The sequence below is a fragment of the Paraburkholderia sp. BCC1876 genome, from assembly GCF_902833695.1.
GTDB lineage: Bacteria > Pseudomonadota > Gammaproteobacteria > Burkholderiales > Burkholderiaceae > Paraburkholderia.
Window position 1 is genome coordinate 41,476 of sequence record NZ_CADFGI010000016.1, and the last position, 18,163, is coordinate 59,638.

Annotated in this window: 16 protein-coding genes; 10 read left to right on the forward strand and 6 right to left on the reverse strand. The window is 64.5% G+C overall.

Going from position 1 to position 18,163, the window contains the following annotated elements; translation table 11 throughout:
• Positions 1 to 2: 2 nt before the first annotated feature.
• Both HWY05_RS35320 and gcvA (HWY05_RS35325) read right to left on the reverse strand, forming a co-directional pair.
• A complete protein-coding gene (locus HWY05_RS35320; protein WP_176061207.1) occupies positions 3 to 719 on the reverse strand; it encodes an alanyl-tRNA editing protein in 717 nt (238 codons plus the stop codon).
• Between the two features lie 137 nt (positions 720 to 856).
• The gene (gcvA, locus tag HWY05_RS35325; protein WP_176061208.1) at positions 857 to 1,747 is read right to left on the reverse strand and encodes a transcriptional regulator GcvA; all 891 of its coding nucleotides are present in this window, start codon (positions 1,745 to 1,747) and stop codon (positions 857 to 859) included.
• 131 nt (positions 1,748 to 1,878) lie between these two features.
• Between gcvA (HWY05_RS35325) and HWY05_RS35330 the strand changes: the two genes are divergently transcribed.
• The 7 genes from HWY05_RS35330 (at position 1,879) to HWY05_RS35360 (ending at position 10,892) form a co-directional block, all read left to right on the forward strand.
• Positions 1,879 to 2,724 carry a transketolase gene (locus HWY05_RS35330; protein ID WP_176061209.1) on the forward strand — a complete coding sequence of 282 codons (846 nt, stop codon included), beginning with the start codon at positions 1,879 to 1,881 and terminating at the stop codon, positions 2,722 to 2,724.
• The gene (locus HWY05_RS35335) at positions 2,721 to 3,719 is read left to right on the forward strand and encodes a transketolase family protein (protein WP_176061210.1); all 999 of its coding nucleotides are present in this window, start codon (positions 2,721 to 2,723) and stop codon (positions 3,717 to 3,719) included. Before HWY05_RS35330 ends, HWY05_RS35335 begins: the two co-directional genes overlap by 4 nt.
• A gap of 105 nt (positions 3,720 to 3,824) precedes the next feature.
• Positions 3,825 to 4,589: a glucose 1-dehydrogenase gene (locus HWY05_RS35340; protein WP_176061211.1), complete on the forward strand. Its 765-nt coding sequence runs from the start codon at positions 3,825 to 3,827 to the stop codon at positions 4,587 to 4,589.
• 136 nt (positions 4,590 to 4,725) lie between these two features.
• Positions 4,726 to 5,769: a TRAP transporter substrate-binding protein gene (locus tag HWY05_RS35345; protein ID WP_176061212.1), complete on the forward strand. Its 1,044-nt coding sequence runs from the start codon at positions 4,726 to 4,728 to the stop codon at positions 5,767 to 5,769.
• Between the two features lie 4 nt (positions 5,770 to 5,773).
• Entirely contained in the window at positions 5,774 to 7,633 is a 1,860-nt protein-coding gene (locus tag HWY05_RS35350; protein ID WP_035555263.1) for a TRAP transporter large permease subunit, read from the forward strand.
• A 184-nt stretch (positions 7,634 to 7,817) separates the two neighbouring features.
• The gene (gene tkt, locus HWY05_RS35355) at positions 7,818 to 9,908 is read left to right on the forward strand and encodes a transketolase (RefSeq protein ID WP_176061213.1); all 2,091 of its coding nucleotides are present in this window, start codon (positions 7,818 to 7,820) and stop codon (positions 9,906 to 9,908) included.
• Between the two features lie 18 nt (positions 9,909 to 9,926).
• Positions 9,927 to 10,892, forward strand: coding sequence for a D-2-hydroxyacid dehydrogenase (locus HWY05_RS35360; RefSeq protein ID WP_035562702.1), 966 nt, complete (start codon positions 9,927 to 9,929; stop codon positions 10,890 to 10,892).
• Positions 10,893 to 10,946: 54 nt separating this feature from the next.
• Here the strand turns inward: HWY05_RS35360 and HWY05_RS35365 are convergent, their stop codons facing one another.
• Positions 10,947 to 11,636, reverse strand: coding sequence for an LrgB family protein (locus HWY05_RS35365; protein WP_051980662.1), 690 nt, complete (start codon positions 11,634 to 11,636; stop codon positions 10,947 to 10,949).
• Between the two features lie 9 nt (positions 11,637 to 11,645).
• On the reverse strand, positions 11,646 to 12,041 hold the full coding sequence (locus HWY05_RS35370) for a CidA/LrgA family protein (protein ID WP_176061214.1): 396 nt from the start codon (positions 12,039 to 12,041) through the stop codon (positions 11,646 to 11,648).
• Between the two features lie 239 nt (positions 12,042 to 12,280).
• Here HWY05_RS35370 and gcvA (HWY05_RS35375) point away from each other — a divergent pair, with 239 nt between their 5' ends.
• Positions 12,281 to 13,219, forward strand: a complete 939-nt coding sequence (gene gcvA / locus HWY05_RS35375; protein WP_176061215.1) for a transcriptional regulator GcvA — start codon at positions 12,281 to 12,283, stop codon at positions 13,217 to 13,219.
• Positions 13,220 to 13,226: 7 nt separating this feature from the next.
• Here gcvA (HWY05_RS35375) and HWY05_RS35380 read toward each other — a convergent pair whose 3' ends face one another.
• Entirely contained in the window at positions 13,227 to 14,003 is a 777-nt protein-coding gene (locus HWY05_RS35380; RefSeq protein WP_176061262.1) for an SDR family oxidoreductase, read from the reverse strand.
• Between the two features lie 197 nt (positions 14,004 to 14,200).
• Between HWY05_RS35380 and HWY05_RS35385 the strand changes: the two genes are divergently transcribed.
• Together HWY05_RS35385 and HWY05_RS35390 are read left to right on the forward strand one after the other, a co-directional pair.
• Complete coding sequence (locus tag HWY05_RS35385) at positions 14,201 to 14,809, forward strand: TetR/AcrR family transcriptional regulator (RefSeq protein WP_176061216.1); 609 nt, start codon at positions 14,201 to 14,203, stop codon at positions 14,807 to 14,809.
• Between the two features lie 123 nt (positions 14,810 to 14,932).
• Entirely contained in the window at positions 14,933 to 16,081 is a 1,149-nt protein-coding gene (locus HWY05_RS35390; RefSeq protein ID WP_176061217.1) for a peptidyl-alpha-hydroxyglycine alpha-amidating lyase family protein, read from the forward strand.
• Between the two features lie 2 nt (positions 16,082 to 16,083).
• On the opposite strand, the gene fhuB is transcribed toward HWY05_RS35390, so the two are convergent.
• Complete coding sequence (fhuB, locus tag HWY05_RS35395) at positions 16,084 to 18,123, reverse strand: Fe(3+)-hydroxamate ABC transporter permease FhuB (RefSeq protein WP_176061263.1); 2,040 nt, start codon at positions 18,121 to 18,123, stop codon at positions 16,084 to 16,086.
• Positions 18,124 to 18,163: the final 40 nt, after the last annotated feature.

Consider the following 18,163-nt stretch of genomic DNA (forward strand, 5'->3'; position numbering starts at 1 on the left):
GTTCATCCAACCAGCTCGATTCTGACACGGCGATTGCGGCGGCCTTTGTTTTCGATCTTGCCGATGCGGATCTGACGCGATTGAGCGGTGTTGCCCAGATGCGTGCCGCCGCAAGCCTGCCGGTCCAGATCGCCGATCTCGACGATCCGCACGCGGCCGTCCGAGGTGGGCGGCGGCGCGACCGACAAGCTGCGAATCAAGCCTTCGGTCGACTGCGCTTCGGCTGTACTGACGTAATAGATGCGCACATCCATCGCACGGCGGATCACGTCGTTGACGGGCTCTTCGAGCGCGCGCAGCGCGTCGTTGTCCGCGTCGGGCAGATCGAAGTCCATGCGCGCCGTGCCGTCGGCATTGATCTGCGCGCCGGTCACGAGCGCGCCGGCGAAACGCTGGTACACCAGCGCGTTGAGAATATGTGTACCGGTATGCAGTTGCGCGACGGTGGCGCGGCGCGCGGCGTCGATGGCGACATGCACGTCGCCGCTCAATTCGAGCGGTTCGTCGAGCAAATGCCACAGCAGACCGCCTTCCGCCGCGACGCCGGTAATGCGCGCGGCGCCGTGCGCGTGTGTCAGCGTGGCCGCGTCTGAGACCTGGCCGCCGCCGCCCGGATGCAGCGCGGAACGTCCCAGCACGACCGCGCCGGGTCGCGCGGCGATTACCGTCGTGTCGAATTCCAGCAGGTCCGGCTGTTCATGGCAAAGGTAGTGCGCCACGGTGAGGTTCCCGTATGAGATGACGAATATGGCCAAGCATACTGAGGCTCAGGGGTGGGTGTCTTGGTTAAAAATGCTCTGCTTGCGGCACGCCGGCTCGGTCAACTCACCGGCATACCACCTGTCCACACACCCACTCACCGCTCCAGCTCCGCAAACAACCAGTCCTGAAAGCTGCGCAGCTTCGGCAAGTCGACACGCGACTTCAACAGATTCAGCGTGTAACCCCGCACCTCCAGTCCTTCCAACCCGAACGGCGCAACCAGCCGCCCCGTTTCCAGTTCGCGTTGCGCGAGCAGCAGGCTTTCGAGGCACACGCCGAGCCCATCGACAGCGGCGCTCAACGCCATGAACGAGCGATCGAAACGCGGCCCACGCCCAATATCGACCCGCGTCTTTCGATGCAAGCGCATCCAGTCACGCCAGCTCACCAGACAGCCTTCGCTATGAACGAGAGGATGGTGCTGCAGATCCGCGACGCCCAGCAGCGGATAGTCGCCGCTCATCAGCGCGGGCGAACAGAGCGGCACGATCGTCTCCGGCGGTAATTCGAGCACCAGCGTGCCGGCGGGTTGCAGCTTGCGCGGCCCATAGCGGATGTCGATATCGACCGCGCCTGAAATCAGATCCGCCGCTTCCGACGATGCATTCAGGCGCACGTCGATATCCGGATGCGTCGCGCTGAATCGCGCGATACGCGGCATCAGCCATTGCGTCGCGAAGCTCGGCGTGCAGTGAATCGTCAGGATGTCGCTTTTCGCCACGCGGCCGATCTCGCGCGTGGCCGCGTCGATCCGCCCGAACGCCGACGTGATTTCCTCAGCGTATTGCCGCCCCGAGTCGGTCAGCAGCACCGTCCGATGCAGCCGATGGAACAGACGAATGCTCAATTGCTCTTCGAGCAGCTTGATTTGATGACTGATCGCGGACGGCGTCACGAACAGTTCTTCTGCTGCGAGCGCAAACGACGAAAGCCGCGCGGCGGCTTCGAACGCTTGTATCGACTTGAGCGTGACGCGATTGTGCATGGCAGCACCCACGTGAATTCAATTCATCTATTGGCCATCTTAATTCGTTTGAGCGCAAGCGGGCGCGAGATTACGCTTGAATCACTGGCCGCGGTGTCGATGCGGACCACAAAAAACCAAGGAGACGCCCAGTGAATCCCAGCGAAACCGCCCCCTACGCAGAACTCGCGGAGCACGCGTACCAGATCCGCCGCAACGCGCTGCGAATGGGCGAAGTGCAAGGCCAGGGCTATATCGGCCAGGCGCTCGACATCGCCGACGTGCTGGCGGTCGCCTACTTCCGCGCGCTGCGTTATCGCGCCGACGATCCCGACTGGGAAGGCCGCGACCGCTTCCTCCTATCCAACGGTCATTACGCGATCGCGCTCTACGCCGCGCTGATCGAGGCCGGCATCATCGCTGATGAAGAACTGGAGACCTACGGCAGCGACGACAGCCGTCTGCCGATGTCAGGCATGGCCAGCTACACGCCCGGCATGGAGATGTCCGGCGGCTCGCTCGGCCACGGTCTGACGATCGCGGTGGGCCGCTGCCTCGGCCTGAAGCGCAAGCAATCGGACGCCTTCGTCTACACGCTGTTCTCCGACGGCGAACTCGACGAAGGCGCGGTCTGGGAAGGCCTGATGTCCGCCGCGCACTGGCAACTGGACAACCTGATCGCCATGGTCGACGTGAACAACCAGCAGGCCGACGGGCCGTCGTCGAACGTGATGGCGTTCGAGCCGCTGGTCGACAAGCTGCAGGCGTTCGGCTGGTTCGTGCAGCGCGTGGACGGCAACGATCTCGCCGCCGTGGTCGCCGCCTTCGACGCGGCGCGCGCGCACCCTGAAGCACAGCCGCGCATTATCGTCTGCGATACGCGCATGGGCTGTGGCGTGCCGTTCCTCGAAGCCCGCGAGAAAAACCACTTTATCCGCGTCGATGCGCACGAGTGGCAACTCGCGCTGCAGGCGCTGGAAGCAGGGAGAAACGTATGAGCGCCGCCGCCCCGAAAGCGCGTTTGAAAACCTCGGCGATGATCGCCTCCATTGCCGGCGAAGGCCAGATCACGCGTTCGGCACCGTTCGGTCACGCGCTGGTCGAACTGGCGCGCAACCGGCCCGAGGTGGTCGGCATGACCGCCGATCTCGGCAAATACACCGACCTGCATCTGTTCGCGAAGGCATACCCCGAACGCTTCTATCAGATGGGCATGGCCGAGCAACTGCTGATGGGCGCCGCGGCCGGCATGGCGCACGAAGGCGCACAGCCGTTCGTCACGACCTACGCGGTGTTCGCCGCGCGCCGTGCGTACGACTTCATCCACCAGGCCATTGCCGAAGACAATCTCGACGTCAAGCTAGTCTGCGCACTGCCGGGCCTGACGACCGGTTACGGCCCGAGCCACCAGGCGGCCGAAGACCTCGCGCTGTTCCGCGCCATGCCGAACCTCACGGTGATCGATCCGTGCGACGCGCTGGAAATCGAACAGATGGTGCCGGCCATTGCCGATCATCGCGGCCCGGTCTACGCGCGCTTATTGCGCGGCAACGTGCCCGTCGTGCTCGACGAATACGGCTACCGGTTCGAACTCGGCAAAGCGAAGCTGCTGCACGACGGCGCCGAGGTGCTGATCGTCTCGTCCGGAATCATGACGATGCGCGCGCTCGAAACCGCCAAAGAACTCGCCGCCGACCGCATCGACGTGGGCGTGCTGCATGTGCCGACCATCAAGCCGCTCGACTCCGTCACGCTGCTGCGCGAAGCGCGCCGGCCGGGCCGGCTGGTGGTCGTCGCGGAGAACCATACGGTGATCGGCGGGCTCGGCGAAGCGGTGGCCAATGTGCTGCTGACCAACGGCGTCACCCCGCCGTTCCGCCAGATCGGTCTGCCCGACGCGTTTCTCGACGCAGGCGCGCTGCCCACGCTGCACGACCGCTACGGTATTTCCACCAACGCCATGTGCGACACGATCAAAGGCTGGCTGCGCTGAGCCGCTTTGAAAACCGGCAAGCGTCGTCACCGCGTCGTCACCGCGTAGTTACCAATAGCCAGCAACGTAGCAATCCATAAGCATTCCATTCAGGAGATCCGCATCATGTCCGAATCACGTCTTCTCGACGGCAAAGTTGCTGTTATTTCCGGCGGAGCGTCGCCGCGCGGTATCGGCATGGCGACCGCTCGCATGTTCGCGGCGCACGGCGCGCGCGTCGCAATTTTCGATCTCGACGAAAACGCCGCGGTGGAAGCCGCCGCGTCGATCGGCAGCGCGCATCGCGGCTATCCGTGCAACGTCACCGATCGCGGCGCGTGTCAGGCCGCCGTCGAACGCACCGTTGCCGACTTCGGCGCGATCGACGTACTGATCAACAACGCCGGGATTACCCAGGCCGCCAAGTTGCTCGATATCGACGCGGAAGGTTGGGACCGCATTCTCGACGTCAATCTGCGCGGCGTGCTGTACCTGTCGCAAGCGGTCGTGCCGCAAATGAAGAAGCAGAAGAGCGGCTCGATCGGCTGCATGTCGTCGGTGTCGGCGCAACGCGGCGGCGGCATTCTCGGCGGCCCGCACTATTCGGCGGCCAAGGCGGGCGTCCTCGGTCTCGCCAAGGCGATGGCGCGGGAGCTCGGCATCGACGGTATTCGGGTGAACTGCGTGACGCCGGGTCTGATTCAAACCGACATCAACGCCGGCAAGATCAGCGACGACAAACGCGGCGAGATTCTCGCCGGTATTCCGCTGAATCGCCTGGGCGTGCCCGACGACGTGGCCGGCGCGTTCCTGTTTCTCGCGTCGCCGTTGTCGTCGTATATCACGGGCGCGGTGATCGACGTGAACGGCGGGATGCTGATTCACGGCTGATTCACAGCTAACGCACAGCCGATTTACGTTGCACAAGCAATAGACAAGACAGGCGCGGCGAGCCCTACGTGCAGCCACCGCGCCTCGAAAGCAGAAAACCATAACGACGCGCGATCCGGAATTGGAGGAAGACACCATGACTACCCGTTCGAAAGCCCAACAGGGCATCAGTCGCCGCACCTTTCTGAAGGCCGGCGCGACCTTGACCGCCGCCGCGCCGTTATGGAGCGTGTCGCGCCGCGCGCTGGCCGCGCCCGAGTTCTCCTACAAGCTCGCCACCGGCCAGGACCCGACGCATCCAGTCAACATCCGCGCGCAGGAAGCGATCAATCACATTCGCGACGCGACCAATGGGCGCCTCGATATCAAGCTGTTTCCGCAGAATCAGCTGGGCTCCGACACCGACCTGCTCTCGCAGGTGCGCAACGGCGGCGTGGAGTTCTTCAACCAGGCCTCGTCGATTCTGGCGACGCTCACGCCAGCCGCCGGCATCGTCAATACCGGTTTCGCGTTCAAGGATTACGACGCGGTCTGGAAAGCGATGGACGGCGACCTCGGCAATTACATCCGCACGCAGATCACCAAGTCCGGCATCGTATCGGTCAGCAAGGTGTGGGACAACGGCTTCCGGCAGATCAGTTCATCCACTCGCGCGTTGCGCGCGCCCGCCGATCTGAAGGGCTTCAAGATTCGCGTGCCGCAGGCGCCGATGCTGACCTCGCTGTTCAAGGCGCTCGACGCGGGACCGGCGCCGATCAACTTCAACGAACTGTATTCGGCGCTACAGACGGGCGTGGTGGAAGGCCAGGAGAATCCGCTGCCGATCATCGCCACCGCCAAGCTGTACGAGGTGCAGAAGTACATCAGCCTGACCTCGCACGTGTGGGACGGTTACTGGATTCTCGGCAATCGCGCCGCGTGGGAACGACTGCCGGCCGACATCCGCGCGATCGTCACGCGCGAGTTCGAAAAGGCCGCGATGCTGCAACGCGCGGATATCGCGAAACTCAGCAACTCGTTGCGCGACGATCTGAAGTCGAAGGGCATTACCTTCATCGACGTGGATCGTGAATCGTTCCGCGTCGCGCTGGCCAAGACGAGCTTCTACCACGACTGGAAGGGCAAATACGGCGACGAAGCCTGGGGTCTGCTGGAGAAGTCCGTCGGAAAACTGGGGTAATGCGATGACCACGATCTTCTATTCGCACGACGCGCAGCACCGCTTCGCCTGCGCGCTCGATTCCGCGCTCGGGCATCTGGTGGAGATTCCCGCCGCGTTGCTGGTGCTGGCGGAAATCGGCGTACTGCTGGCCGGCGTGACGAGCCGCTACGTGCTGCATGCGCCGCTCGTCTGGTCCGACGAACTCGCGTCGATGCTGTTCCTGTGGCTCGCCATGCTCGGCGCCGTGATCGCGTTGCGGCGCGGCGAGCATATGCGGATGACGGCGCTGGTCGGCATGGCGTCGCCGGGCGTGCGGGCGTTTCTCGACGTGGTGGCGATCGCCGCGCCGATCGCGTTTCTGGCGATGGTGGTCGGCCCCGCGATCAGCTTCGCGCAGGACGAGTCGTTCATCACCACGCCCGCGCTCGAACTGTCGAATTCGTGGCGCGCGGCCGCGTTGCCGATCGGCTCGGCACTGATGCTGCTGGTCGCCGTGGTGCGGCTCGCGCGCATGGGTAACTGGCGGCTGATTCTGGCCGCGCTGGCCACCGTCGGCGCACTGGTCGGCGTCTTCGTTCTGCTCGGACCGATGTTGCGCGACCTCGGCAATCTCAACCTGCTGATCTTCTTCGTCGGGCTGGTCGCGCTCGGCGTGTTGAGCGGCGTGCCGATCGCGTTCTCGTTCGGGCTCGCCACCTTCGGCTACCTCGCGCTCACCACCAACACGCCGATGCCGGTGGTGGTCGGCCGGATGGACGAAGGCATGTCGCATCTGATTCTGCTTTCCGTGCCGCTGTTCGTGTTTCTCGGCCAGTTGATCGAGATGACCGGCATGGCCGCCGCGATGATCGCGTTTCTCGCCAGCCTGCTCGGCCATGTGCGCGGCGGTTTGTCGTATGTGCTGGTCGGCGCGATGTATCTGGTGTCCGGGATCTCGGGGTCGAAAGCCGCCGACATGGCCGCCGTCGCGCCAGTGCTGTTTCCTGAGATGAAAGCGCGCGGCGCGAAACCCGGCGATCTGGTCGCGCTGCTCGCCGCGACCGGCGCGCAGACCGAGACGATTCCGCCGAGCCTCGTGCTGATCACGCTCGGTTCGGTAACGGGTGTGTCGATCTCGGCGCTGTTCACGGGCGGCATGCTGCCTGGCATCGTGCTGGCGTTCACGTTGTGCCTCGTCGTGCAGTGGCGTTACCGGCGCGAGGATATGTCCGGCGTGAAGCGGGCGACGCGCGGCGAGATTCTGCGCAAGCTCGTGATCGCGTTCCCGGCGCTTGCATTGCCGTTCGTGATTCGCGCGGCCGTTGTCGAAGGCATCGCGACGGCAACCGAAGTGTCCACCATCGGCATTGCATATGCGGTGCTGGCGGGTCTGCTGATCTATCGCCGCTTCGAATGGAAACGGCTCAAACCGATGCTGATCGATACCGCGTCGCTGTCCGGCGCGATCCTGCTGATCATCGGCGCGGCCACCGCCATGGCGTGGGCGCTGACCCAGTCCGGCTTCTCGGGCCAGCTCGCGCAAACGCTCGGCGCGTTGCCCGGCGGCGCGGCAATGTTCATGGCGGCGTCGATCTGCGTGTTCGTGATTCTCGGCAGCGTGCTCGAAGGGATTCCGGCCATCGTGCTGTTCGGCCCGCTGATGTTCCCGATCGCGCGCGCCATGCACATTCACGACGTGCACTACGCGATGGTCGTGATTCTGTCGATGGGTGTGGGCCTGTTCGCGCCGCCGTTCGGCGTGGGTTATTACTCGGCTTGCGCCGTGAGCCGTATTCATCCGGACGAAGGCATGAAGCCGATTCTGGGTTATATCGCCGCGTTGATGGTCGGGCTGATCGTGGTGGCCGCGGTGCCGTGGATTTCGATCGGGTTTCTGCATTGAGCCACTGATGCGCGAGGTTGCGTCGGGTTGCCATGAGCACGACGCAACCTGGTCTCGCGCGACCTTGTTTCTTGTTTCGCCCGCTCCACTGGCTTCGCCCTTCACCACTGAATCATTCCGTTTGTTCCAATCTGTCAGATTGCCGCCGCCCGCTTCGCGGGCTGGCGTAGAGGAGCCTGTTGCCATGTCCACCACCGAAGCCCAGCCTGCAGTGATTAACGCTTCGCCCGCTTCCATTGCGCCTTCGGCATCCGCAACGCCTGCGGCTTCGACGCTCGCGCAAGCGAACGCGCAGACGCAAGCACAGCCCACGTTGCCGCTCGCCGACGCGATCCGCTTCCTCTCCATCGACTCAATCCTGCGCGCCGGCGAAGGCCATCAAGGCGTGCCGCTCGGCATGGCCGAAATCGCCACCGCACTATTTACTCGACACCTCAAATTCAATCCCGCCGATCCCACCTGGCCCGACCGCGACCGCTTCGTGCTATCCAACGGACACGGCTCGCTGCTGCTTTACGCGCTGCTCTATCTGACCGGCTATAGCGCGATTAGCCTGGCGCAGCTTCAATCGTTCCGCGAACTCGGCTCGCATTGCGCGGGCCACCCGGAATACGAACCGGCGCACGGCATTGAAGCCACCACCGGCCCGCTCGGCCAGGGCATTGCCAACGCGTTCGGTATGGCGATCGCCGAAGCGTATCTCGCGGCGAAATTCGGCAGCGATCTGGTCGATCACACCACGTACGCGTTTGTCGGCGACGGCTGTTTGCAGGAAGGCATCGGTCAGGAAATGATTTCGCTGGCCGGGCATCTGCAACTGGGCAAACTGATTCTCTGCTGGGACGACAACCAGATCACCGACGACGGCAGCACCTCGCTGTCGATCAGCGAAGACGTCTGCGCGCGCTTTCGCGTCGGCGGCTGGCAGGTGATCGAAGTGGATGGGCACGATCTCGAAGCGGTGTCGGCGGCGTTGACGATCGCGCGCGCGGACCCGCGGCCTTCGATGATCGCGTGCAAGACCGTGATCGGACGCGGCATTGCGCGCTTGCAGGGGCAGCGCGGCGGCCACAGCGGCAAGCTGTTCCAGGCGGACGCCGACACAGCACGCGAACAACTCGGCTGGCCGCATGCACCGTTCGAGGTGCCCACGGAAATTCTGGACGCGTGGCGCGCGGCCGGGCATCGCAACGACGCGCAACATCGCGCATGGCAGGCGCGCGTCGCCGCGTTGCCGGAGGCGCAGCGCGCCGAGTTCAAGCGGGTGCAGTCCGGTCATCTGCCGCAAGGCTGGCGCGACGTGCTCGACGACTATCGCAAGCGCGCCGTGGAGCGCGGCGAAGCGCAACCCGGCATCGCCGTATCCGGTGAAATCAGCGACCTGCTCGCGCCGTTGCTGCCGGAACGCATGGTCGGTTGCGCCGATCTCGAAGCGCCCACCGGACACAAGCGCCAATTGCACGCGTTCACCGCTGCGGACCGCAGCGGCGCCTACGTTCACTGCGGCGTGCGCGAACATCTGATGGGCGCGATGGCCAACGGTATGGCGGCGCACGGCGGCGTGATCGCGACCAGCGTCACGTATCTGGCGTTCTCCGACTATCAACGGCCGGCCATGCGGATGGCCGCGTTAATGGGCTTGCCGGTGCATTTCGTGTTCAGCCACGACTCGATCGGCGTCGGCAAAAACGGGCCGACGCATCAGCCCGTCGAAATCCTCGCGTCGCTGCGCGCGATGCCGAACATGCGCGTGCTGCGTCCCGCCGACGCCGTGGAAGCCGCCGAATGCTGGGCGCTCGCACTGGAACACCGGCATGGTCCGAGCACGCTGGTGTTTGCGCGCCAGGCGCTGCCGCTGGTGCGCCGCGAACACAGTATCGAGTCGTTGTCGAAGCGCGGCGCTTACGTGCTCGCCGAAGCGAGCGACGCACCGCGCGCCGTCACCCTGCTCGCCACGGGTTCCGAAGTGGCGCTCGCGCTGCAGGCGCGCCGCCGCTTGCAGGACGAAGGCATCGCGACGGCAGTGGTATCCATGCCCTGCTGGGAGATCTTCGACGAACAGGATGCCGCCTACCGTTCAGCGGTGCTCGGCGCGGGCACCGTGCGCGTGGGCATCGAAGCGGCCTTGCGTTTCGGCTGGGACCGCTATCTCGGCGAGCGGGGTGGGTTCGTGGGTATGACGGGATTCGGCGCGTCGGCGGCGGCGGAAACGCTGTATGAACACTTCGGCATCACCGCGGAATATATCGTCGCTGAAGCGAAGCGGCACCTGTAAATCATCGGGGACATGACCATGCATAAAATCGTTTTTCTCGACCGCACGACGTTGGCGCCGCAAATCGTGTTGCGCGAGCCGCGCTTCGATCATCAACTGATCGAGCACGATCGCACCGCGCCGGATCAGGTGCTCAAGCGCCTGGCCGGGGCGTCGATTGCGATTACCAACAAGGTCGCGTTAACCGACGACCTGCTCGCGCAGTTGCCCGACCTGAAGCTCGTCGCGGTGGCCGCGACCGGCACGGACTGCGTCGACAAAGCGGCGTGCGAACGACTCGGCATCGCGGTCAGCAATATTCGCGGCTATGCGATCAACACGGTGCCCGAGCACACCTTCGCGTTGATCCTCGCGCTGCGGCGCAATCTGATCGCCTATCGCGAGGACGTACTCGCCGGTGAGTGGCAGAAGTCCGGGCAATTCTGTTTCTTCACACACGCGATTCACGATCTGGCCGGCGCGCGGCTCGGCATCATCGGCGAAGGGGTATTGGGGCAGCGCGTCGCGGAAATCGGCAAGGCGTTCGGCATGCAGCCGATGTTCGCCGCGCACAAAGGCCGCGAAGGGCTCGGCCCGTTGTACACGCCATGGGACGAAGTGCTGGCGACCAGCGACATCATCACCGTACACAGTCCGCTCACGCCGCACACGCGCAACATGCTGGCCATGCCCGAGTTTCGCGCGATGCAGCGGCGGCCGCTGCTGATCAACACGGCGCGCGGCGGACTCGTCGATGAACACGCGCTGGTGCAGGCGCTCGATGAAGGGCTGATCAGCGGCGCGGGATTCGATGTGACGGCGGGTGAGCCGCCGGACGACGACAACCCGCTGCTGCGCGCCGCCGGTCGGCCGAATGTGATTCTGACGCCGCATGTGGCGTGGGCGTCGGATGAGGCGCAGCAGCGGCTGGCCGATCAGTTGATGGATAACATCGAGAACTTTGTCGATGGGACGCCGAGTAATCTGGTGCGGGGGAGTTATTGAACGGGGACGAAGACGGACGCGGTGCGTCGCCCATGCGCTGCTGTCCTGATCCGCTCACAGCAAGCGGAAAATCACCGGCAACAGCACCGCCGACGCACAGCCCATCAGCACCATGCCGAGCGTGGCGAAGGCCACGGCTTCCGAGCCGAACTCGAGCGCACGCGTAATACCGAAGGTGTGTGACGTCAAACCCAGCGTGAAGCCCTTCACCGCCGGATCGTCGATACGAAGCGTCTTGAGCAGGAACGGCGTCAACGTCACACCAACCAGCCCCGTGACGAACACGCCGAGAATCGTCAGCGGCACGGACCCGCCGATTTTGCCCGCCACCGATAAAGCAATCGGCGTGGTCAGCGATTTGGTGCTGAGCGCCCGCTCCATCAGCGGACTCAACCCGAAGCCGCGCCCGAGCAGCAACGCGCTGCCCGTCACCGTCACGCCGCCGAGCAGGGTCGCGAGCGCAATCCGCCACAGCGCCCCTCGCGCCTTGTGGACGTTCTCGTAAAGCGGCACGGCCAGCGCGACCACGGCTGGCCCGAGCAGGTCGTGCAACGGCGCGGTGGCCTCGAAATACCGGCTATACGGCAGCCCGGCGCTCAGCAGCGCGACCACCAGTACACTGGTGGCGATCAGCACCGGTTGCAGCACGGGCAGTTTTCCCGAGCGCAGATATAGCCAGTTGCCGGCCGAATAGGCGGCAATGGTTAGCGCGATGAAGCCCAGAGAAATCGTGGCGGTCGTCATGGCCAGCCTCTAGCGTTGTGGAACGGATGACGCAAGCGGATCGGCGGCGGTGTCAACGCCAACGCCAACGTCGCCGTGACCCAGCAGTGCGTTGGCGATCCAGGCCGTGGCGAGACTGCCGCCCACCAGCGCGAGCACCAGCACGCAGGCGAGTCCAGGGATGCCGGACGGCACACGATGAATCAGTTCGACCACGCCGACGCAGGTCGGCACCAGCATCAATGCAAGGTAGCGCAGCAACGTGTCGGCCGGCCCTTTGAGTGGGGCATCTACCTTGCCGCGCACGACTAGCAGCGCGAACACCAGACCCAGTCCGATGATCGGTCCGGGGACCGGCAGCGCGAAACGCGTCGACAGGTCGTTGCCGACCAGATACATGGCAATGAAGAAGGCGAAACCGAACATGATCAGAGCGCTTTATCGAAGACGGCGCACGGGTGGCGCCGGACCTCAGCACTGTGACATCGGCCGGTCAACGCGAAAAGCGAGCATTTCGCAAGCTCGGATTAGTTTTGTTTGTGTCGGGTGAGCCGGCATAAGCCGGCATGAGCCGCGCTATACCCGAAAGGCTTTTCGCTTTGTCATGCGGACAAACCGGTGAATAATCGCTGTTCGCGCTTTACTTTGGCCACCGTCCGAATTCGATGAAATATCGCTTGCCGCCGTTGAACGCACTTCGCGCTTTCGAAGCCGCCGCACGGCATATGAGCTTCAAGAACGCCGCGGAAGAACTGTGCGTCACGCCCGCGGCGATCAGCCATCAGATCCGCAGCATCGAGGAATACCTCGGCATCGAGCTGTTTTGCCGCTCGAATCGCACGATCGAATTGACCGAACACGGCAAACGCTGTTTTCAGGAAGTCACGCTGGGCTTCACGCATCTGACGCGCGCCATGACCTGGGTCGACACGAGCCAGGAATCCCAGCGGCTGGTCATTACGGCGGGCCCGGCCTTCACGACCAAATGGCTCGTGCCGCGTCTGTCGGCTTTCACCGAATTGCACCCCGGCATCAAGACGCGCGTGTCGGCTTCGCTGGCGCTATGCGATTTCGTCAAGGAAGGCGTGGACGTGGCGATCCGCTTCGGCCGCATCGACACCGCGGGCTTGCATGTCGAACGCCTGATCGAGGAATCCGTGGCGCCGATGTGCAGCCCCGCGTTGCGTAACGCGGACGGCAAGCCCCTCATCCCCGCCGATCTCGCGCACGTCCCCCTAATTCACGACGAGTCGCTGCGAATGGTCGACCCGGCCGCTACCGGCTGGTCGGAGTGGTTCAAGCAGGCGGGCCTGAAAGGCGATGCCACGCGCGGCCTGTTTTTCAATCACGCGGATCACGCGCTCCAGGCCGCGGCCGAAGGCACGGGCGTCGTGTTGGGCCGGCGCGTACTGGCTGCGCCGGACGTGCGCAACGAACGCCTGATGATCCCGTTCGGCCCCGAAGTTGCAACGGGGCTGTTCTTTCACTTCGTCACGACGCCGGAGAAAAGCCGGAACGCTACGGTGAAGGTGTTCCGCGACTGGCTGTTCGAAGAACTGCGCCGTGAAGTGAAGCCGCTAGCGTGGGGAAACGGCACCCGCTAGCCGCGCATCACCCCTGACGGAACAGCGCCGAGCCCCACGGTGCGCCAGTCGTGCCACCATCCACGACAATCTCCGCGCCCGTCATTCCCGAAGCGTCGTTCGACGCGAGGAACAGCACCGCCGCCGCGACCTCTTCCGGCGTGGCCAGGCGGCCAAACGGAATACGCGGTGCGAGCGCCTCTTCAGTACCGTCGAGCGTGGCGCCCTCACGCGCGCCACGCGTCCAGATCGGTGTGCGCGTGCCGCCCGGAATCACGGTATTCACGCGAATGCCGCGTTGCACCAGTTCGGTCGCGAAAACTTTCGCCATACCCGTAATGCCCGCCTTGGTCGCGGAATAAGCCGCCGAGCCCGGCGAGCCGAGTTCGCGCATCACCGAACCGTTCAGGACGATCGCGCCGCCGGCGCTCATCAGCGGCAGCGCGGCCTGCACCGTCAGAAAGACGGCGGTCAGGTTGGTGCGAAGAATCGCCTCGAACGCGGCGGCCGACGTGCCGCCGAGCGGCGTCGGCCCTGAAATGCCGGCGTTCGCGAAGACAATGTCGAGCGAACCGTACGCGCTGCCGATCCGTTCGAATAACGTGCCGATCGCCGCTTCGTCGTCGAGATTGGCCTGCAAGCCTAGTGCGTTTTCGCCTAATTCGGCGACCGCCTGATCCAGCTTCGCGCGATCGCGACCGGTAATCACCACGCGTGCGCCTTCGGCAATCATCAGCTTTGCCGTGACGAAACCAATGCCGCTATTGCCACCCGTGACCAACGCTGTCTTTCCCGTGAAACGCATCATCTTTCTCCTTCATGGCGCCGCCGGCCCAGCCAAAGCGATGGCCGCGCGACACCCGAAACGGTTAAGCGGCCGAACGCCGCCCCAAATAACCAGACATCTCGACGATGTCTCATCTGATCATTCTGCATGTTGATCGTCATGCACATTTTCAGTATTATGCTCGTCATGCAGATTGTCAAGAGGCGGTGAACGAAATGGGCTACTCGCAGGCACAGAAGGCGGAAAGCCGGCAGCGCGTGCTGGAAACAGCGTCGCGGCAAATCCGTGAAGACGGGATCGAGGCGCTCGGCGTGGCGGATTGCATGCGGCGCGCCGGGCTCACGCATGGCGCGTTCTACGGGCATTTTTCATCGCGCGACGCGTTGATCGTCGAGGCGCTGGAATACGCGGTCGCTCAGAGCCGGCAACGCATCGCGGCACTCAACACGGCGTCGGGTAAAGGCGGGGCCAAGGCGAAAGAGCCTTTGCAAGCCGTGGCGGAATTGTTTCTCAGCGATCGCCACGTCAAGGACCCCGGCAACGGTTGCGCGTTGTGCTCGCTGGCCGGCGAAGCCCGGCATGCGAGCCCGGAAGTCCGGGACCGTTTGACCCAGTATGTCCACTCGCTGACGTCGCAGATCGCCAGGACCCTGGCGGGGCCCAGCGAAGGCATGGCGCTCGGTATCGTCGCGACGATTGTCGGCGCGGTCACGCTGGCGCGCGCGGTCGACGAAGACAAACTGGCGAAAGCGATTCTGGCTTCCTCGCTGGCGTTGATCGTTGCGCAGAACAAGGACGCGCGGCAAGCGGGGACCATGGCGTAAAGACGACTTAGCCATTAAGCGCTTTGTGAACTAGGATTGCTTCTGTACGTTCGGCACATGACGCGTGCCTGATACAACTATCGCGCATGGGACCAGAATCAGCGTGCCCACCGGAGACAGAAGATGAACGAACAATATGGGTCGTTGTGCCCTTGCTGCGGCAGTGCGGAACATCGCGCAATCAGTCGCCGTACGTTCCTGAACCTGATCGCCGGCACCGCTGCCGGTCTCGCCATACCATCCGCCTTCGCGGACACTCAATCCGCGCCCGCGATTCCTTACGACTCGATTGCCAATCCCGTTCATTTGCCTAAAGACACGTATTTCGGCGAATGCTCCGGCATCGCGCTCAACTCGCATGGACATATCTTCGTGCTGTCGCGCGGCAACACCAACGGACCGGCCTATGGCGCGGCAGCGGCGCAATTGCTGGAGTTCGCGCCCGACGGCCGTTTCATTCGCGAGATAGGACGCAATCTGTACGCGTGGTCGTTCGCGCATACGGTCAAGATCGACCGGCAAGACAACATCTGGGTGACGGACAAAGGCTCCGACATGGTGATCAAATTCACCCCGGACGGCCGCGTCGCGATGGTATTCGGCCGCAAGCAGGAAGCCGCCGACGAAGACACCGCGCCGCTCAAACACCCTAACCCGCCGCTGCCCGCCGAAGACGGCCGCTTCCGTCAGGTGACAGACGTCGCGTGGGACGTGGCGGGCAATACGTACATCAGCGACGGCTATATCAACTCGCGCGTCGCCAAAGTGGATCGCGACGGCAACTGGCTCAAATCATGGGGCGAACGCGGCACCGGTCCGGGACAGTTTCATACCCCGCACAGCATCGCGCTCGACGCGCACGACAACATCTACGTCGCCGACCGCAGCAACCGGCGCATTCAGGTGTTCGATACCGAAGGCACGTTCCTGCGGCAATTCACGATCGACGTGCCGGTCCCGCCGGGCGCGCGTCCGGCGATCGGCAACATGCCGGACGAAGCCACCTTGGCGGCCGGCACGTTTGCACCGGGCGCGCCGTGGGCCATCTGCATTTCACCGGGACCGAATCAGGTGCTGTACAGCGCCGACGGTTATCCGGGCCGTATCTACAAGATGACGCTCGACGGCAAGGTGCTCGGCGTGCTCGGTCAATCCGGCAAACAGTTGAAGCAGTTCGGCTGGATTCATCAGATGGCGTGCCCGTCGGAGAACGTGTTGTTCGTGGCCGAACTATTGAACTGGCGGGTGCAGAAGCTGGTGTTGCATGCGTGAATTCACGCCGCACGCGGCGCGGTCCGCAACATCGACCACAGCAGATAAGGTCCGCAGATCAACGCGGCCATCAAGCCCGCGGGCATTTCGTCGGGGAACAGCAGCATGCGGCCGAGCCAATCGGCCAGCACCATCAGCAGCGCGCCCGCGGCGGCGGCCGCCAGCAGTTGTTCGCGCGCCCGGCATACGCCCAGCGAACGCGCGAGATGCGGCGCCATCAACCCGACGAACGACAGCGGTCCGATCAGCAAGGTCGCGGTGGCCGTCAGCAACGCAGTCAACAGCAAAACCGCCAGACGCGCGACATCGACGCGCACGCCCAGTGAACGGCTCGTGCCCTCGCCGAGAGAAAGCAGTTCCAGCCAGCGAGCGAGCAACGGCGCCGCGCCCAAACCGAACAGCGCGACGACCACCGCCACCGCCGCCGCAATCGGATCCACGTAATACGTCGAGCCGACGACGAAATTCAGCAGCAACACCGCGCGCGGATCGCCGCTCGCCGTGACCGTGCCGCTGACGGCCTGAAACAACGCGCCAATCGCCACGCCGATCAGCAACAGCCGCTCCGGCGCATATTTCACGCGATGTCCGAACCACAGCAACAGCATCAACGTGACGATCGAGCCCACGAGACAGGCGCCGAACAACTCGAGCGGCCCAGGCGCGGCGAACAGGAACACGGCGGCCACAATGCCGAGCGCGCCGCCCGAACTGACGCCGATCAGGTCGGGACTGGCCACGGGATTGCCGGTCATGCGCTGAACCAGCACGCCGGCGAGGCCCAGCATGATGCCCGCCGCCAACGCCGCCGCGGTGTGCGGCACATGCCAGAACGCCAGCGCGCCGAGCTGAGCGGCGCTCGTCACGTGCCAGCCGTTCAGGCCGCGTCCGAACATCAGCGACAGCACCGCGACCAGCACGGCGAGCGACGCCACGACCGCGACCAACTGCGCGGGACGCTTGCGCCGGAAGGCGGTCGACCCACCCGGACCATCCGTGCGCAGATCCGGGCGCGACTTGAGTTGCCGCAAAAGCCACAGCAACATCGGCGCGCCGAACAGCGACGTGACGGCGCCCGTCGGAATGAGTTGCGAGCCGAATACGCCGCTGATCGCCACCATCTGCACGACCTCGTCGGTGAGCCACAGCAGCGTTGCGCCAAGCAGCGGCGCCCAGATGAGACGCTGCTGGAAACGCCGGGCGCCCGCGAGGCGAGCCAGCGTCGGCGCGGCGAGACCAATAAAACCGATCACGCCGACCGCGCTGACCACACATGCGGTCAGCGCCACCGCGAGACCCAACGCGGCGAAGCGGGTGCGCGGCAGCGAAACGCCCAATCCGCGCGCGGTGCTTTCGCCGGCTTCGAAGAGACTTAGCGGACGGCGCAACAGATAGATCGCGACAGAGGCGAGCGCGAGTCGCTCGAACAAGGCGCCGCTTGCCTGCCAGCCGTGCTGATCCAGCGCGCCGCCGCCCCAGATCATGAGTCCGGTGAGCAACTGGAAATGCGAAATCGCCAGCCCGAGCGTTAGCGAGCCGCAATACAGACTCACGATCATCCCGGACAGGATCACCGATAGCGACGCAAGCCGTTGCCGCCATGCGAGGCCGAAGACCAGCAACATCGCCAGTGCGCCGCCCACCAGCGCGATCAACTCGCGTTGATTCGCCGCGGCGGCCGGCGCCCAGATCGTCGCGATCGTCAGCGCCAGATACGCGCCGGGGAAAATCCCCAGCGTCATCGGTTCCGCGAGCGGATTGCGCAGCACCTGTTGCGCAATCGCGCCCGCGAGTGCAAGCGCCGCCCCGCAAATCAGCGTGATGGCGATACGCGGCAATGCGCTGTCATGCACGATCAGTTGATGCAGATTGCCCGGCTCCGGCGTGACCAGCGCGGACCAAAGACTCGATCCCGCGAGTTGCTTCTGCAAGACCCACGCGGTCAGCGCCAATGCCGCCAGCACCAGCAGCGAGATCAGCATGGGAAGTCGGTTTTTCGGCTCCGAGGTCGCTAACCGCGGGCCTTCGCCTGCTTCGGGCATGGCGGCCGCGTTGCGTCGCCGGTTGAAATTGGGCATTGGG

Coding starts and splice junctions, on each gene's coding strand:
- gcvA (WP_176061208.1), bottom strand. CDS start 1,747: ATGCACAATCGCGTCACGCTCAAGTCGATACAAGCGTTCGAAGCCGCC.
- HWY05_RS35335 (WP_176061210.1), top strand. CDS start 2,721: ATGAGCGCCGCCGCCCCGAAAGCGCGTTTGAAAACCTCGGCGATGATC.
- HWY05_RS35340 (WP_176061211.1), top strand. CDS start 3,825: ATGTCCGAATCACGTCTTCTCGACGGCAAAGTTGCTGTTATTTCCGGC.
- HWY05_RS35345 (WP_176061212.1), top strand. CDS start 4,726: ATGACTACCCGTTCGAAAGCCCAACAGGGCATCAGTCGCCGCACCTTT.
- HWY05_RS35350 (WP_035555263.1), top strand. CDS start 5,774: ATGACCACGATCTTCTATTCGCACGACGCGCAGCACCGCTTCGCCTGC.
- tkt (WP_176061213.1), top strand. CDS start 7,818: ATGTCCACCACCGAAGCCCAGCCTGCAGTGATTAACGCTTCGCCCGCT.
- HWY05_RS35360 (WP_035562702.1), top strand. CDS start 9,927: ATGCATAAAATCGTTTTTCTCGACCGCACGACGTTGGCGCCGCAAATC.
- HWY05_RS35365 (WP_051980662.1), bottom strand. CDS start 11,636: ATGACGACCGCCACGATTTCTCTGGGCTTCATCGCGCTAACCATTGCC.
- HWY05_RS35370 (WP_176061214.1), bottom strand. CDS start 12,041: ATGTTCGGTTTCGCCTTCTTCATTGCCATGTATCTGGTCGGCAACGAC.
- gcvA (WP_176061215.1), top strand. CDS start 12,281: ATGAAATATCGCTTGCCGCCGTTGAACGCACTTCGCGCTTTCGAAGCC.
- HWY05_RS35380 (WP_176061262.1), bottom strand. CDS start 14,003: ATGCGTTTCACGGGAAAGACAGCGTTGGTCACGGGTGGCAATAGCGGC.
- HWY05_RS35385 (WP_176061216.1), top strand. CDS start 14,201: ATGGGCTACTCGCAGGCACAGAAGGCGGAAAGCCGGCAGCGCGTGCTG.
- HWY05_RS35390 (WP_176061217.1), top strand. CDS start 14,933: ATGAACGAACAATATGGGTCGTTGTGCCCTTGCTGCGGCAGTGCGGAA.
- fhuB (WP_176061263.1), bottom strand. CDS start 18,123: ATGCCCGAAGCAGGCGAAGGCCCGCGGTTAGCGACCTCGGAGCCGAAA.